The organism is Pseudovibrio sp. POLY-S9 (genome assembly GCF_001431305.1).
Taxonomy (GTDB): domain Bacteria; phylum Pseudomonadota; class Alphaproteobacteria; order Rhizobiales; family Stappiaceae; genus Pseudovibrio.
The window spans coordinates 41,997-57,440 of sequence record NZ_LCWX01000029.1 but is presented as its reverse complement, the minus strand read 5'-3'; the positions used below and the strand labels follow the sequence as shown (position 1 = coordinate 57,440).

13 protein-coding genes are annotated in these 15,444 nt (G+C 52.7%); 1 reads left to right on the top strand and 12 read right to left on the bottom strand.

Annotation, left to right across the window (positions count from 1 at the left end):
• Positions 1 to 659 precede the first annotated feature (659 nt).
• The 12 genes from PPL9_RS01650 to PPL9_RS01595 all read right to left on the bottom strand — a co-directional run bounded on the left by PPL9_RS01650 (position 660) and on the right by PPL9_RS01595 (position 14,151).
• The gene (locus PPL9_RS01650; protein WP_057461009.1) at positions 660 to 1,838 is read right to left on the bottom strand and encodes an NAD(P)/FAD-dependent oxidoreductase; all 1,179 of its coding nucleotides are present in this window, start codon (positions 1,836 to 1,838) and stop codon (positions 660 to 662) included.
• A gap of 97 nt (positions 1,839 to 1,935) precedes the next feature.
• The gene (locus PPL9_RS01645) at positions 1,936 to 3,981 is read right to left on the bottom strand and encodes a methyl-accepting chemotaxis protein (protein WP_057461008.1); all 2,046 of its coding nucleotides are present in this window, start codon (positions 3,979 to 3,981) and stop codon (positions 1,936 to 1,938) included.
• A gap of 357 nt (positions 3,982 to 4,338) precedes the next feature.
• Positions 4,339 to 5,427, bottom strand: a complete 1,089-nt coding sequence (locus PPL9_RS01640) for a TRAP transporter substrate-binding protein (RefSeq protein ID WP_057461007.1) — start codon at positions 5,425 to 5,427, stop codon at positions 4,339 to 4,341.
• 116 nt (positions 5,428 to 5,543) lie between these two features.
• Positions 5,544 to 6,095 carry a TetR/AcrR family transcriptional regulator gene (locus PPL9_RS01635; RefSeq protein WP_057461017.1) on the bottom strand — a complete coding sequence of 184 codons (552 nt, stop codon included), beginning with the start codon at positions 6,093 to 6,095 and terminating at the stop codon, positions 5,544 to 5,546.
• Positions 6,096 to 6,498: 403 nt separating this feature from the next.
• Positions 6,499 to 6,711 carry a cold shock domain-containing protein gene (locus PPL9_RS01630; RefSeq protein WP_057461006.1) on the bottom strand — a complete coding sequence of 71 codons (213 nt, stop codon included), beginning with the start codon at positions 6,709 to 6,711 and terminating at the stop codon, positions 6,499 to 6,501.
• 336 nt (positions 6,712 to 7,047) lie between these two features.
• Positions 7,048 to 8,103: a branched-chain amino acid ABC transporter permease gene (locus PPL9_RS01625; protein ID WP_057461005.1), complete on the bottom strand. Its 1,056-nt coding sequence runs from the start codon at positions 8,101 to 8,103 to the stop codon at positions 7,048 to 7,050.
• Positions 8,104 to 8,115: 12 nt separating this feature from the next.
• Complete coding sequence (locus PPL9_RS01620) at positions 8,116 to 9,144, bottom strand: branched-chain amino acid ABC transporter permease (RefSeq protein WP_057461004.1); 1,029 nt, start codon at positions 9,142 to 9,144, stop codon at positions 8,116 to 8,118.
• Complete coding sequence (locus tag PPL9_RS01615; RefSeq protein ID WP_057461003.1) at positions 9,141 to 9,866, bottom strand: ABC transporter ATP-binding protein; 726 nt, start codon at positions 9,864 to 9,866, stop codon at positions 9,141 to 9,143. Before PPL9_RS01615 ends, PPL9_RS01620 begins: the two co-directional genes overlap by 4 nt.
• Positions 9,859 to 10,656 carry an ABC transporter ATP-binding protein gene (locus tag PPL9_RS01610; protein ID WP_057461002.1) on the bottom strand — a complete coding sequence of 266 codons (798 nt, stop codon included), beginning with the start codon at positions 10,654 to 10,656 and terminating at the stop codon, positions 9,859 to 9,861. Before PPL9_RS01610 ends, PPL9_RS01615 begins: the two co-directional genes overlap by 8 nt.
• An 11-nt stretch (positions 10,657 to 10,667) precedes the next feature.
• Entirely contained in the window at positions 10,668 to 11,567 is a 900-nt protein-coding gene (locus PPL9_RS01605) for a bile acid:sodium symporter family protein (protein ID WP_057461001.1), read from the bottom strand.
• A 174-nt stretch (positions 11,568 to 11,741) separates the two neighbouring features.
• On the bottom strand, positions 11,742 to 12,944 hold the full coding sequence (locus PPL9_RS01600) for a substrate-binding domain-containing protein (protein ID WP_057461000.1): 1,203 nt from the start codon (positions 12,942 to 12,944) through the stop codon (positions 11,742 to 11,744).
• Positions 12,945 to 13,737: 793 nt separating this feature from the next.
• A complete protein-coding gene (locus PPL9_RS01595) occupies positions 13,738 to 14,151 on the bottom strand; it encodes a rhodanese-like domain-containing protein (RefSeq protein WP_057460999.1) in 414 nt (137 codons plus the stop codon).
• A 224-nt stretch (positions 14,152 to 14,375) separates the two neighbouring features.
• On the opposite strand from PPL9_RS01595, the gene ftrA reads away from it, so the two are divergent.
• Positions 14,376 to 15,365, top strand: coding sequence for a transcriptional regulator FtrA (gene ftrA / locus PPL9_RS01585; RefSeq protein WP_057461016.1), 990 nt, complete (start codon positions 14,376 to 14,378; stop codon positions 15,363 to 15,365).
• Positions 15,366 to 15,444 lie beyond the last annotated feature (79 nt).

The window sequence follows — 15,444 nt, the reverse complement described above, 5'->3', positions numbered from 1 at the left end:
AGTGGTGCTGGCATGCTGTGATCCTCCCGAACAGAGTGAATCACAAATCGAAGTTTTGGGGAATCTCATAGATTCAAACTTTGATCGAAACGCTTTAAGTTGCAGTGATTAAAGAAAAAGTTAGGTACTCTGCAAACAGAGTGCCAGAAGTAATTTCTACCAATTAGAGAAACAGGACCCCCATTCTCAATAATTCACCAATTGATGTACATTCAATATGCTACCCCAAGCGGGCAACATATATCCAAGCATATACGGGGCATGTCAATCATATCAATACTGCAAGGGGAAGTTTGTGGATACGAGGAGAGGCTGCGAAAATCAAATTCTGAGTTGAAAACAGTTTAGCTCTAATGTTTCCGGAAGGTAGTTCAGATTACTTTGATGTCATAATGTTTGGTTGTGTAATGGAGAAGACCTGTGGGTGATTGAGACCAATATAGCTTGCAAACTCGATTGCCTGATATAAGGGAATAACAGGAAATTGCTCATGGATCTCAATTTCGTTGTCATTATGCTTGCAGAGAAAGAGCACTTTTATTGTTTGAAAACAAATGATACTTTCTCTTGTTGGGCAAAAGGGTATGAAGATATTATCCCGTTGGGCCTTTGTGTGTAAAGTATATTAGTTATCTGCAGATTATGTTCGACTGTCACACCTAAACAAACTGCCCGGCCGCATGGCCGGAAGACCAGGCCCATTGGAAGTTGAAGCCGCCGAGGTGGCCGGTGACGTCGACGACTTCGCCGATGAAGAAGAGGCCGGGGACGGAGCTGGTTTCCATTGTTTTGGAGGAGAGGGCCTTTGTGCTTACGCCGCCTGAGGTGACCTCAGCAGTGCGGTAGCCTTCGGTGCCGACGGGCTTGAGGGTCCACTCGTTGATTGCCAGAGCGGCCTTGCGCAGCACCTTGTCGGAGATGTCGGCCAACCGTCCGCCCAGCTTATGCTCCTCAGCAATATGCGTGGCCAGCTTTTTAGGCAGCAAACTTGCCACGGCAGTCTTAATGTCCTGTTTTGGCTGGCTTTGCTTGGCGGACTTCAGGGCCTCAAAAACATCTGTGTCTGGAAGCAAGTTGACGCGAATGTCTTTGCCTTCTTCCCAGTAGGAGGAAATCTGCAAAATGGATGGCCCGGAAAGGCCACGATGGGTGAAGAGCAATCCTTCACGAAAACTGGTCTTTTTGAAAGACACAACAGCATCCACTGAAACGCCTGCCAGATGTTTGGTCCGTTCCCGCATCGCATCATCAAAAACGAATGGCACGAGAGCAGCACGAGGGGTGACGAGCGGTAGATCAAACTGCTTGGCAATTTCGTAGCCAAAGCCGGTGGCACCCATCTTGGGAATGGATGGACCTCCGCATGCCACAACCACAGACTGCGCTCGCACGGTGTCTCTGGAGGTATCAACGGTAAAGCGATCATCAGGTTTGGTGAGGGAAGTGACACTGGTGCCCAGCTGAATGCGAACGCCAGATTGCTGGCAGAGCTGGAGCAGCATGTCGATGATCTGCTGAGCACTGTCATCGCAAAACAGTTGGCCCAGTGTTTTTTCGTGCCAACTGATGCGGTGCTTGTCCACCAGCGCGATAAAATCATGCTGGGTGAAGCGCTTCAAAGCAGAAACAGCAAAACGCGGGTTCTCAGAAAGATAGTTTGCAGGAGAGGCGTGCAGGTTTGTGAAGTTGCACCGCCCGCCACCGGAGATGCGGATCTTGTCTGCTGGGCGCTTGGCATGGTCAATCACCAGCACAGAGCGTCCGCGCTTTCCAGCCTCAATGGCACACATCAGGCCGGCGGCACCTGCACCTATTATAAGAACGTTAATGTTTTGCATGGCGCTCTTATATGGGCTTTCCAGCCAAGGTCAACTCGGGATCAAATAAAAGAGGAGGGCCGGAGCCCTCCCCATGCATTTCAGCAATGTTTAACGCTTAAGCCGCAACAACATCTCTCAGGAAGTTGGAAATGGTCTGGCGCAGCTCCGTTGCCTGTTTGGAAACAGAAGAAGAAGCCTCAAGCACGTCATTGGCAGAGTGGTTGGTTTCCTGAACCGAGCTCGTGACAACGCTCATGCTGTCCGCCACATCCTGAGTGCCCTGTGCAGCCTGCTGAATGTTCTGGCTGATGGATGATGTCGCTGCATTCTGCTGAGCAATCGCAGTGGCAATGGAGCTGGTATACTCATTCACCTGATGCATTGTACCAGCAATCTGCTCAATAGCGGTCACAGCTTCCTTCGTAGAACCCTGAATACCGGAGATCTGAGAGGAAATCTCTTCTGTCGCCTTGGAGGTCTGGGTTGCCAGCTCCTTTACCTCGGATGCAACAACCGCAAAGCCCTTACCCATTTCGCCAGCACGCGCTGCTTCAATGGTTGCGTTCAGAGCCAGCAGGTTGGTCTGCTCGGCGATGTCACGAATGAGATTGACCACTTCGCCAATCTTCTGAGCCGCAACATCCAGATCCGCCACATGATCGTTGGTGGCAGTTGCAACACTGGTTGCATCATCAACAGTCTGCTTGGTCTGGGAGATCTGGCGCCCGATCTCTTCGATGGATGCAGAGAGCTCTTCAGCAGCAGAAGCCACGGTCTGCACGTTTTGCGAAGCCTGCTCAGAGGAACCAGCAGCGCTGTTGGCACGGTCAGATGTGGTTGTCGCTATGTGCGTCAGAGAGTCAGCGGTTTGCTGCATCTTACCGGTGTTGTCATCAACCCGGTCAAGAACGCTGGAAACCTGGTCATTAAACACACTGATCAGCTGATCCACGTGCATCTGGCGGTCACGCTCCTGTTCATGCTCTTTTTCAGAAAGGCTCTGCAGTCGCTTTTGCTCAGCAACCGTATCGCGGAAAGACATAACAGCGTTCGCCACCTGGCCAACTTCATCAACGCCAGTCGCACCAGCGAACGTCACAGTGGTGTCGCCTTCAGCCAGTTTGCGAGCATCGCTAAGTAGGGCTGTTACCGGAATAGATACACTGCGAATGATCGTGTAAGCCGCGCCAATACCCAGCACCGTCACAATGCCGGAGATGATGAGGGCCAGCATAAACTCCCACTGTGCATTCGCAGTCAGTTTTTGCGCATGCATCACCAGTTCGTCCGCAAGGTAGTCTTCAAAATCCTTCAGCGAGTCGATACGTTCGGTCGCCAGGTCAAACCACTCAGTACCGGAGATGGAGGAGATATCGCCACCAAACGCAGCGGCATACCCCAGCTTACGGGCAGCATCAACCTGGCTCATGATAGGCCGGTTGAAGATCTTCTCCAGATACTTCACCTGAGGCCCGGTCATCAATGATTGCGCAGTTTTGAAGTGCGTATCCTGACTGGCGCCAAGACGAACGAAGCGATGGTAGATAGTCGGGTTAAATTCCTGAGCACTAAAGCCGTTTGCGCCAATTGCGCGCTCAATGCCTGCGTTCTCTTTTCCAAGCAGCACTTCTTCATACATGCTCAGCTTGCGAACAAGGCTTGCATCGCGGCTTACGGCAATTGTGCTTGGCAAAAACTTGAAGGCCTCGTTGATCGTGCCACTGTAGTAAGCAACAGTTTCGCCAACGGTTGTGTTCAGGCTTTTGACGTTATTGCGGATCCGGGCAATGTTTGCCAGACGGCTGTTCACCATGTCCACCTGAGCCGCAAGGCCCTTGTCAATGGAAGCAAGGTGGATGTTGTCCAGCGCAGTCTTGTAGATACGGATTTTGCTGTCGGTCAGCTTGTGCTGGTCAGCAAGGCCCTCAGCAAAGGCTTTGCCCTTAGCGCCAAGATATCCGGCAGAGCGGCCACGCTCTTTTTGCAGTTCGTGAACAACAGCACTCAATACAGGAACAAACTCTGCAACCTGACCAATAGAGGATGCTTCCACCTTTTTGTTATAGGCGGTGGTGATTTGTGAGCCAGCAAAATAGAGCATGGGCACAAACGCAAGCATGAATATCGCGATGATACGATACTTTAAAAGAATACGACGCATAAGAGCACCTGAAGGGGAAACTCGAGTTCCAATTTTGAGCGGGGCACTGCTGCCCGTTTCACTGTTTCGTGATTACACGCATAAATTGAGTCAGTAATTCTTTATAGAGCGTTTATTCTGTGGCTTGGATTTGTACTAACTGCCTACTTATTCTCACCTAAGTAATATAATTAGGTAAAATACTTAGTTCCTAAGTATATGTGTAGATTGCAATTAATTATTATTTCGGAAATATACTTGAGTTTTCAGCGAGTACAAGTGCATCGACGTTATTTAGTGAGCTTTTGATGATTCGTTTAAGCAGCCTATGGAATGAGAAGCAAAACTCCCCATTCCAAAATCTCGGTCAAGTGAGGCTTACGTAGACCACACCTGCGCACGGTCCTGATAAAGCTGTCCTTCCATGCGCGCACCGTACAGAGAGCAGGCTTTCACGTAGTCCATGTAGGAACCATGGATCTTCTCGCTCATTGCATCGCCAGCAGGGTAAGCCGCAATCACTTCACGTGCAGCCGCGCCAATCGCTTCAATCACATCCGGTGGGAAGGAGGAGAGAATGGCACCGCGCTCCACCAACGTGGAAAGCGCGATGGTGTTGTTGTAGCGGAACTCCGCTGTGCTCTCTTCAGCCTGTGCTGTCGCCGCTTGCGCCAGAACTTCCTTCAGCCATGGGCTCAGGTTCTCATAGGTGTTCTGGTTTACGATCAATTCTAGACCCGGACCCGGCTCATGGAACGCTGGCAAGTGGTAGTACGGCGCTATCTTGTAAAGGCCGAGAGCAAGATCATTCCATGGGCCAACAAACTCAGCCGCATCAACAACACCGGACTGCAGGGCGGGGTAGATTTCTGGTGGAGGTGTCACAACAGTGGTCGCACCCACTTTGCGCAGGATGTCGCCGCCAAGGCCGGCAATACGCATCTTCAGCCCGACAAGGTCATCCAGAGATTTGATTGGCTTCTTGAACCAGCCGCCTGCCTGAGCGCCTGAGCTGCCCGCATAAAATGGTTTCACACCATGCGGTGCATACGCTTCGTCCCAAAGCGCCTGCCCGCCGCCATGACGCAACCAGCCTGAAAGCTCGGTTGCATCCAAGCCAAACGGGAGAGTGGTGAAGTACATGGTCGAGCGGATCTTGCCCACCTGATAATAAGGTGCGTTGTGACCGATATCAGCAGTGCCAGAGGAAACGGCAGAGAATGTTTCGAACGGAGGAACCAGCTTGCCACCGCCAAAATACTTGATGGAGATCTTGCCGTCAGAAAGCGCCTCAATGCGTTTGCCCAGCTGTTCAGCTGAGGTTCCCACGCCCGGGAAACCCTTTGGGAAGGCTCCTACGAGTTTTAGGTTCAATGTGGCGTTTGCAAGTGCTGGCGCAGCAAGGACAGAAGCGCCGCCCGCAGCACCGGTTGCCATTGCTGTTTTCAGAAAGTCACGGCGTTTCATCTGCCCGTCTCCGCTAATTCATAAAGTACATAGGTATTAATGCTAGCAGAGGGCAGGTGGGGCTGGCGATATATTTCAGCAGTCAGGGCTGAGAAGAAATCAAGTCAGAGAGAGCTTTACTTGAGTATCTCGAACATGCGCTCGAGTTGCTCTTCCACATTCAGCTGGTCCTCATCAAGAACCTGAAACATCCCGTTGCTGTGAATGCCTTCAACAGCCAGATAGACAAGGGTTGCCAGCTCTGGGTCTTCAGACTCGTCCTGAATGCGCGCGTACATGTCTTTATGGAAGACGCGGACGGGGTCAAGCAGGCTCGGGTCGTCTGCAATGGCGGCCAGCATACCGGAGGCTGCCTTGTTGTCTTCTTTAATCTTGCTGCAAAGCCCCTTCAGGAATGCCCGCATAAGTTTATGACGATAGGGATCATCAGCAAGCTTCTGCTCTTCTGTGGCAATGTTATCGCGCGTGCCATCTACATGGTATTGAACCATGGAGCGGATGAGAGCTTGTTTGCTTGGGAAGTTATAGAGCAGCCCACCTTTGGAAACACCTGCATGCTTGGCGATTGCATCCAACGAAAACTGCCCACCGCCTTGTGCTTGCACATAGTCGATGGCCGCTTCAAGAATGCGATGCTGCGTTCTGCTGGCTTTGGTCGTGCCCTTCACAATGAGTCCCTTGCCCAATTCTGCGAGAGGTCGCAGAGAAAAAAGTTGTTCTTATAAGCGCAGATCTGCGACTTTTGTCAGTATAGGCCATCAGTGGCAACTTTGCGAGGCCAAGTCGTCATGTGAACCACGAAATTTATGAAGTGAAAACAACGATGTTCGTTGAACCAGATAAAATAGCCGTGATTGCGGCTCTTTTAAGAAGTTCTCAGCTGAAAGATGGGGGAGAGAGAGCATTAGGCAAGCTCTGATCAGAACAAGGAGACGGCTGGTCTGATGTAAAAAATAAAAGGCCTGACGGCGCCTGGCAATTGCCGGCGCGCATCAGGCCAATTATGTGGCGGTCACAAAGTTCATTCAGCTTGCGCTGAAACAAACTCTGGAGCCTCGCAAATCGTACAGATTAAGCAAGCTCAATCTGGGAAGCCTGCAAACCGCGGCCACGACGATCTTCTTCAGCAACAAAAGTGATCGCTGCACCTTCAGCAGGAACTGCGATGCCAGAGCGTTCGAAAGCTGTGATATGAACAAAGATGTCTTTGGAACCGTCAGCTGGAGTAACGAAGCCGTAGCCTTTGTCGTGGTTGAAGAATTTGAGGGTACCGTCTTGTCGCATGGAAACGTCCTTTAAGCCAAAAAAGTCAACTCGCCTGGTTAAGGCGGGTCAGTCGTGACGAGCAATGTAATCAAAGGCAGAAAAGGACATTGTTCCGATACATGCACCGCAACATTGCCAGCCGTGTCTCTAATAACAGCCCGCAGTCATAAGGTCTGAGCTCTCATTCTTTCTAAAAGAAATCAGTCCTAATGGTTCATATAGGGAGGCGGGTCATATGTCGCCCCTCTAATACTACGGGATAAGCAAATCTCTTAGCTTGCTCGTCCCTACCGATGTAGTTGCTCCTTAAGAAATCCACAAGGTGCAATTTAAAAAAAGAGCCCAATTGAGGCATTATGTTCCTCTTAAACGGCCTACGATGCCCTTAGGGAACCAGTAAATACTGCAGATAAATAACATTCCCAACCAAAGCAGCCAGCGTTCCGGTGAAACCACCTCTGACACTATAGGCAGACTACCCAGCGATTCCTGAAGGAGGCCCAAGAGGTTCTGCAAATAGGACTGGGTGAGAAGGAACAGGACAGCCCCGATAACGGCGCCGTACATGCTCCCCATTCCGCCAATCACAACCATCAACAGAATGTCCACCATTATATCCATGGAGAGCGTCGTCGCTGGCCCAGTGTAGCGCAGCCAGAGTGCCATCAAGGACCCTGCGAGCGCTGCCATTACAGCAGACAGAATTGTCGCCACGCTGCGATATCGCACGACCTTGTAGCCAATCGCTTCCGCACGGAATGCATTCTCTCGGATAGCTTGCAGAACGCGGCCAAACGGAGAGTTCACCATCCGCAGCAAAACAAGGAACAGACACAAGCTGCTGAAGAAGACCACATAGTACGTGATCAGCTTGCCATTGAGGCGAACCCCGAGCACCTTCTCCTTCACCAACTTGAACGCAGGCGTCATCTCCCGCGGGATACGATAGCTCAGCCCGTCCTCACCGCCAGTGAAGCCGGAAAGTTGCGAGACCAGCACCAGAAACGCACTCGCCACAGCCAGTGTCATCATGGCAAAGAAGATTGCTTTGACCCGTAGTGAGAACAGCGCAATCACAAACGCAAAGGCCCCGGCAACCACCGCACCACACACAGTGCCAAGCGCAATCGCGCTGTAAGAGGCGCCCATGTTCACCAGTGCAATGGCCGTCCCATAAGCCCCGATACCAAAGAACATGGTGTGCGCGAACGACACCACACCCGTATACCCCAGCAGTAAATCATAACTGGCCACCAGCACAATGAAGATGCAGATGCGAGCAGCCGTATCTAACGAACGCGTACCGGGAAACAGAAAGGGCGCAAACAGCAACCCAAACAGAATAAGCAGCAAGACTGCACTGAGCATTTTGCTGCGTGGACGGTCACCGGAAAGGAGTTTCACAATCATCTGACAAACTCCTCAATGCGCTTTGACAACGGGGTAAAGCCCCTGAGGTCGCCACATCAGCACAGCCCCCATCAGCAAAATGGTCGAGACCAACGCCAGTTTGGGGATCAGGAAGCCGGTGTAGTTGGTCAATAAGCCCACCAGCATCGCGCCGATGAAACAGCCCTCAATGGACCCCAGCCCACCGATGATCACCACGATGAAGACGGAGATCATCACCTCAGCCCCCATGTGGGCCGTGATGGTTTCCTGATACATGCCCCACATCACACCGCCGAGCCCCGCCAAAGCACAGCCCACCATGAACACCGCCAGAAACAGCTTCTCTATCGGATACCCCAGAGCTTCCACCATCTCGCCATTCTGAACCCCAGCCCGCACCAGCAGCCCAATGCGTGTCCGGTTTAAAACCAGCCGCATGGCAACAAACAACACCAGCCCGATTACAATGGCCAACACACGGTATTTCTCAATGGCAGCTCCCAGCACCACAAAAGAACCCTGAAACGCAGCAGGCCGCGCCAGCACAATCTCATCCGGTCCCCAGATCACATAGATCAGCTGCTGCGTCACAACCAGCCCGCCCATGGTTACGAGGATCTGCTTCAGATGCTGTCCGTAAACCGGCTTCACAATCAGCCGCTCAAAGCCATAGCCCGAAAGGCCCGTCACCAGCATGGCAAACGCCACAGCAAGCAGAACAGCGCCCAGATTAAGCGCAATGCTGGGGCTCTCAATCCAGCCACCCAGCAGGCCCAAAATGGTAAACCCCGCAAAGGCCCCAAGCGAAATAAACGCCCCATGCCCGAAGTTGATCACGTCCATCAGGCCGAAGATCACAGTTAGGCCAGACGCCATGATGAAAATCATCATCCCCATCGCCAGTCCCGCCGCCGTCAGCGTCAACCAGGTGGAGCCGGAACCAATCGCGAGTAAGCCGACCACCATCAGCACAGGCACAAGCAGCAGAGGTGCCTTTGCCTCGATAGTCTGAGAGAGAGAAGGGCGCTCGATGCGCGGTTTAATCAGGCTGTCGCTCATTGGTGTGCCTCCAGTGAAAGTCCCATCAGCCTCTCCTGCAATCCTGCATCAGCTGCCAGCTCTGCCATGGCGCCGGAATAAACAATCCGCCCGTCATCCATCACGGCAACGGTGTCTCCCACTGCGCGCGCCATGGAAAAGTTCTGCTCCACCAGCAAAATCGTGGTCTGCATCTCTTTCAGTTCTTTCAGGGCCGCGATCATAGCGTTGATGATTGCAGGAGCCAGCCCCTTGGTTGGCTCATCAATCAGGATTAGCTTCCTCGGCTCAATGATTGCGCGAGCCACCGCCAGCATCTGCTTTTGCCCGCCGGAAAGATTACCCGCAGCACTCTGCCAGAATGTTTTGAGGGGAGGGAACAGGCCAAAAACCCATCCCAGCCGTTCCTCATCAATCGCACTGTTCCGTGCAGCCAGAAGCATGTTTTCATGCACGGTCAGATCGGTGAAAATGCCCATATCTTCAGGCACAAAAGCAATCTCGCGCTGGGCAATGGCAGGTGTCGTCTCTTTCTGGATCTCCGCTCCATCAAACTGGATCGTCCCTTTTGAGGCCTGCCACAGCCCCATAATGGTCCGCAGCGTCGTGGTCTTGCCAGCGCCATTCCGCCCTAGCAGAACCGTGACACCACCGCGTGGAACTTCCAGATCAACCCCCTGCAAAATGTGGTAGGGGCCAATATGCGTGTGAACGCTGTTTAGACTGAGAAGAGCATCAGACATGCGCACCCTCTGTTTTCTCTTCAGGTGCAACACCTAGATAAGCCTGCTGAACCACCGGAGAGGCGATCACTTCAGTAGGATCCCCATCTGCCACCAGCTCTCCGTTGTGCAGCACAATAATCCGGTCAGCCAGTGAGCGGATCACATCCATCTTGTGCTCAACCAGTAAAATCGTGCGGTCCTTGTCCTGCTTCAACTCACGGATCAGGTCCAGCACAACCGGCACCTCATCAACGCTCATGCCTGCTGTCGGCTCATCAAACATCAGCACCTGCGGACCAATGGCAATCATCAGCGCCACCTCCAGCTTGCGCTGATCTCCATGTGACAGCTCGGACGTGATCTGCTCGGCTTTATCCAGCAAATGCACCTCTGCCAAAATGTGCTCGGCCCGTTCAATAAGCTCCACATGGCTGTCCGCCATAGAAAACAAATCCATGCCCATCCGCTGATGAGCCTGCACCGCCAGCCGTGCATTCTCCCGAACGCTCAGGCCGGGAAACAGATTGGTCATCTGAAACGCCCGCCCGATGCCCCGCAGGGTCCTGTCGGCAACTGAAAGGCGCGTGATGTCTTCGCCATTAAACCAGACATGACCAGCGCTGGCGGCTAACTGGCCGGAAATCAGGTTGAAGTAAGTGGTCTTGCCAGCACCATTCGGCCCCACAATGGCAGTTAGTGTCCCGCGATGAAAATCACAGGACACTGCATCCACAGCCACATGCCCACCAAAACGAATGGTCAGACCATGCGTACTCAGAACCGGCTTTTCGTCTTTCTGTAATTCCAAAGACCTGCCCTTTATGAGAGTTCACTTTGGGCGCGAAGGCTCGGGTTTGCCCGCGCTTTCCGCCGTGCCCAGAGGATGAAGAGGAAGGCACAGCCATACATGGTGATGCCGTAAATACCGGAGGCCAGACTGTATGGCGGCAATGCTTCGCCGTTCATTGCGATCAAAGCCCCAACGGTGATCCCAAGCGTGGCATTTTGGACGCCCACCTCCATAGCAATCGCAACACTGTCAGGATGCGAGAGCTTCATAAGCTTGGCGCCGCCATACCCAACCAGTAGCATCACAACATTCAGCAGAATAAGGACTGGCCCCAGCTCCAGAATGTTAGCCGTCAGCACCGACCAGTTGGTGGCAATGGCCCCAAGCACGATCACCACAAACAGCACAGAGGCCAACAGCGACACTACTTTGGAAATTGCGGCGGTAAACGATGGCGCCATATGATTGACGAGAACCCCAATCGCAACGGGAACAGCCGTAATCAGTGCCATGGAAATACCAATAGACGTCACATCAATCTTGGGCATGGCCGCACCAAGAAAGTAGTTTGCGGATGCCGCTGCAAAAACCGGCACCGTCAACACACACAGCACACTGGTCACGGCGGTGAGCGATACCGCCAGCGCGACAGATCCGCCGCTGAACCGTGTCAGCATGTTGGAGGTGACACCACCCGGCGCGAAGGCAAGCAGCATCACGCCAAACGCCATGGCCGGCTCCAGCTCCACCACCTGTAAAATGAGAAAGGCAACAACGGGCAACAAAAGCAATTGCCCCAGCATACCAATGCTGAACGCACGCGGCATCTGCACCACGCGCTTAAAGTCTTGCAGTGTAAGAGAGATCCCGAGAGAAAACATGATGAACGCCAGCGAAAGCGGCAAAAACAGCTTTAAGAGAATGTCCATGGTCTTGTACTTCGCTCTTTGAGGCTCTGATATTCCGTAAGCGGGACAATCTGCAACTGAGGATGAGGTCAGTAAACCTGCAGAAACCTCTCATGGCTCCAGAGCGTTATCTTTTGCGATTAAGGAGAAGGAGCGAGTGGCCCGCTCCCTCTCTGAGCTATGTAAAACGGGGACCTACTGGTTCTGAACTGGGATATCCATGTCCTCAATCTTGAGTTCGCGCACCAGTTCAGGAATGCCCCATTCAACTTCTGGATCCACACGGATCTTGAAGTGATACATGGACTGCAATGCCTGATGATCCTCAGCGCGGAATTTCATCAGCCCCTTCGGACCTTCAAACTCCATGCCTTCCATCGCGGTGATCAGCTCTTCCGTATCCGTGGAGCCAGCTTTACGGATCGCCTCGACAGCAGCGATGCCTGCCGCCATACCACCCGCCGTAAAGAAATCAGGCGGCGAGCTGTAACGAGCCTCATGCTCCTTCACCAACCAGTCATTCACTGGGTTCTGAGGGATCTCGTAGTAATAGTAGGTCGCGCCTTCCATGTCCGGCATGGCCTTATAGGCTTTCAGAGCCGCCAAAATGTTGCCACCTGTTGCGATCTCAATCCCATGGCGTTCAGGGTTCATCGCGTTGATCTTCGCCAGCGGGTTTCCGCCACCAGCCCAGATCACAAACAGGAACTTGCGTCCTTCCTGACCCTTCAGAGCCTCAAAGATGCGCTGGGCACTCGCGGTGAAATCCTTGGTGTCCGTCGGTGCGTACTCCTCAAACACCAGCTTGGCATTAGTCTTTTCAATCGCATTGCGGAAAGCAGCCACGCCATCACGCCCAAACGCATAATCCTGCGCCAGCGTGGCAATAGACGCACCGTCCTGCCCAAGGGCAACAGCATTCGCAATCGCATCCTGAGAGGAGTTCCGTGACGTGCGGAAGATGTAGCGGTTGAAGTTGGCGCCCGTGATGCTGTCAGCGACAGCAGGCTCCACGATCAGCAGCTTCTCGTATTCCTCAGCAATTGAGAGCATCGCCAACGCAACACCAGAGGAGACCGGCCCAATTGCCAGATCAACCTCATCATCGCCGTAAGCCTCGGCCAGCATGGCACGTCCTATATCGGGCTTGAGCTGACTGTCTTTTTCGATGACCTCAATTTTTCGGCCATCAATCTCCATGGTCCCGCCAGTGGCGTATTCCAGCCCCATCATCAAACCCACATGAGATTGCTTGGCATAGGCCTCAAAAGGACCGGTTTTACCATAGACGTGGGCAATCTTGATCGGCTCTGCCGCAGAGGAAATATTTGATGAAACAGAAAGCGCAAACGCGCTGGCCGCTAGGCTAACCGCCGCGGCCCTAAGTAATTTATGCATAATGAAACCCCTCCCACGTTGCCCAGGGGCCTCCGTAAACGCAAACACCGTCTCAAAAGACTTCGTAAGCCTGCCCTCAAACAACGTAAATAGAGTTGACGCATGTATTCAGGAAGGAGTCAATGATTCCAGATTGAGCCAAATTGTTAAAATTTGAACGGATCACTTGTATTTGCTTATCCGGAAAATAAATTTCAGCTGTCCAGAATTTTATATCAAAAAATCGATTTTCATGATCGAGGCATCAGTCCAATATTTGCAATTACTCTTTGCAGCTTCAGTTTAAAGAGATGCTTCTTGCGACTTACTGTAAGTCGTTGTGACTACTCCTGCTTTCACTGCGACAAGCTGACGGCCATACGCCATGGAAAAGCCGTATTTCGCCCTGTTTACACCTCAATTAGCCGTTAGGCCGCGTCTCTCTGCAGGTGTGTCAGATAAGTGTTTGTTCACCATCTCTGAAAACCTGATGATAACAAGACCCTGATACCTTCAATAGCAATAAGAACACTGGTTTAACAGGGCGTCATTAAGTACTGAGTGCGTAGCAGTCAGTATTACCAAAATAACAATAAGTCCTGAAAAGGGATTATCTGCATATCACTATGCGGACAACTGAAGGGTGACCCGTTTCCATTGCTTGGTGGGTCCTCCTTGTTTCAAGGCAGGTTGTCTTGCCCCGACGATTTTAAAGGCCGTACCTCCCCCTCCCAATCGGCCTTTTTATGCCTGCTTTGTTTGGCACCGAGGTATCCTCCCACCTCGGTGCCTTTTTTATGAGTGGGTGCTCGGCTTAAGCAACTTCTTCAGCTGGTGACGCAACCAGCTCAAAGCCTTCGTCAATCCAGCCAGTCATACCGCCCAGCATAATCTTCACCGGACGTCCCAAGCGGGAGAGGTTATAGGCGGCCTTGTCTGCCCCGTTGCAATGCGGCCCAGCGCAATAGACGACAAACACTGTGTCCATTGGCCACTTGGCAAGGTTCTGTTCGGTCAGATCGCGGTGATGCAAACAGATCGCACCATCCACGTGTCCTTTTGCAAAGCGGGTAGCACCGCGAACATCAAGCAAAACGAATTCTGCAGTACCATCGGCCAAATCTGCCTGCACATCAGAGCAATCTGTCTCGAACTGCAGGATTGAACGGAAATGTGAGAGCGCCAGCTTTGGGTCGGCTGGGGAATATTCGAGCGCGCGTGAGGACATGTACGTCTCCAAATCTATGAGGATGCTCCTGATTAGGGGGAGGAGCACTAAAAACACTTATTTTAAAGCAGTTTTGCAGGAAGGGTGCCTCCACAAACAGCCTTGGGTGATGACAGGAATTTCGCCTGCTCCCATAATCTGGAGAATTTCCCGGTTGCGAAAAACTGGCTCAAATGACTATATTCGTAAAAAATACGCCAATCTTGTTTGAGTTGAATTTTCCGATGGTCCAACCCACACCTCGCAGCCCCAAAGGCCCGCTTGTAGCAACGCTCATCTATGACGGTTTGTGTACCTTCGAGTTTGGACAGGCCTACGAGCTGTTCGGCCTGCCAAGACCAGAGTTCGGCGCGAACTGGTACAGGTATGAGACGGTCGCCATCGAGGACGGCCCTATCCGTGCTGCGGGTGGTCTGGAGATCAAAGCCGAAAAACAGCTGGATGCGCTGGATCACGCCGACATCATCCTCATCCCCGGCTGGCGTGGCATTGATACCCCGGTGCCGGAGGACCTGATTGAGGCGCTCTGTAAGGCCTACAATCGCGGAGCCCGTGTTGCCTCCATCTGCTCCGGTGCTTTCGTACTGGCGCGCTCTGGCCTGCTCAATGGCCGCACAGCCACAACACATTGGCGCTATGCCGAGGCGCTGCAAACCGGGTTCCCGTCCATCAATGTGGAAGAAGACCGGCTCTATTCCGAATCCGACAGGGTATTCACCTCCGCAGGCAGCGCAGCAGGCATTGACCTTGCGCTTCACATCATCCGGCAGGATTACGGCTCACAGATCGCCAACAGCGTTGCCAAACGACTGGTTGCGCCCCCGTTCAGGGAAGGAACGCAAACCCAGTTTGCAGAGCAACCTGTGCCAGAAGAACGAGAAAGCAAACGCTTCGCCTCGCTTTTTGAAGAACTGGAGAAGAAGCGCGCCTACACCATGTCCGTGCCAGAAATGGCAGACCTGATGGGTATGAGCCAGCGCACCTTCATTCGCAAATTCTCAAAGGTAACCGGACTTGCACCCGCAGAGTGGCGGCGCACCAAACAATTGGAAACAGCCAAGCACCTTTTGGAAGCGGAAGAGGCGATGGACATGGAGAATCTGTCTCACCTCTGCGGGTTCGGCTCAGCAGCAACCTTGCGACATCACTTCAGAAGCAAATACGGCACCACGCCAACAGCCTACAGGCGCCAGTTCCAAACCCGTCAGTCCTGAAGGTACGCGTTCATGCCAAGTGCAGCTGAGCGGCCTGTGGCAAATACGGCCTGCAGAAGATAGCCACCCGTTGGCGCTT

Bases quoted from the DNA above. Each gene is read 5' to 3' on its own strand.
- PPL9_RS01595 (WP_057460999.1), bottom strand. From the start codon at position 14,151: ATGTCCTCACGCGCGCTCGAATATTCCCCAGCCGACCCAAAGCTGGCG.
- PPL9_RS01620 (WP_057461004.1), bottom strand. From the start codon at position 9,144: ATGAGCGACAGCCTGATTAAACCGCGCATCGAGCGCCCTTCTCTCTCT.
- PPL9_RS01625 (WP_057461005.1), bottom strand. From the start codon at position 8,103: ATGATTGTGAAACTCCTTTCCGGTGACCGTCCACGCAGCAAAATGCTC.
- PPL9_RS01640 (WP_057461007.1), bottom strand. From the start codon at position 5,427: ATGAAACGCCGTGACTTTCTGAAAACAGCAATGGCAACCGGTGCTGCG.
- PPL9_RS01650 (WP_057461009.1), bottom strand. From the start codon at position 1,838: ATGCAAAACATTAACGTTCTTATAATAGGTGCAGGTGCCGCCGGCCTG.
- PPL9_RS01630 (WP_057461006.1), bottom strand. From the start codon at position 6,711: ATGCGACAAGACGGTACCCTCAAATTCTTCAACCACGACAAAGGCTAC.
- PPL9_RS01615 (WP_057461003.1), bottom strand. From the start codon at position 9,866: ATGTCTGATGCTCTTCTCAGTCTAAACAGCGTTCACACGCATATTGGC.
- PPL9_RS01605 (WP_057461001.1), bottom strand. From the start codon at position 11,567: ATGGACATTCTCTTAAAGCTGTTTTTGCCGCTTTCGCTGGCGTTCATC.
- ftrA (WP_057461016.1), top strand. From the start codon at position 14,376: ATGGTCCAACCCACACCTCGCAGCCCCAAAGGCCCGCTTGTAGCAACG.
- PPL9_RS01645 (WP_057461008.1), bottom strand. From the start codon at position 3,981: ATGCGTCGTATTCTTTTAAAGTATCGTATCATCGCGATATTCATGCTT.
- PPL9_RS01600 (WP_057461000.1), bottom strand. From the start codon at position 12,944: ATGCATAAATTACTTAGGGCCGCGGCGGTTAGCCTAGCGGCCAGCGCG.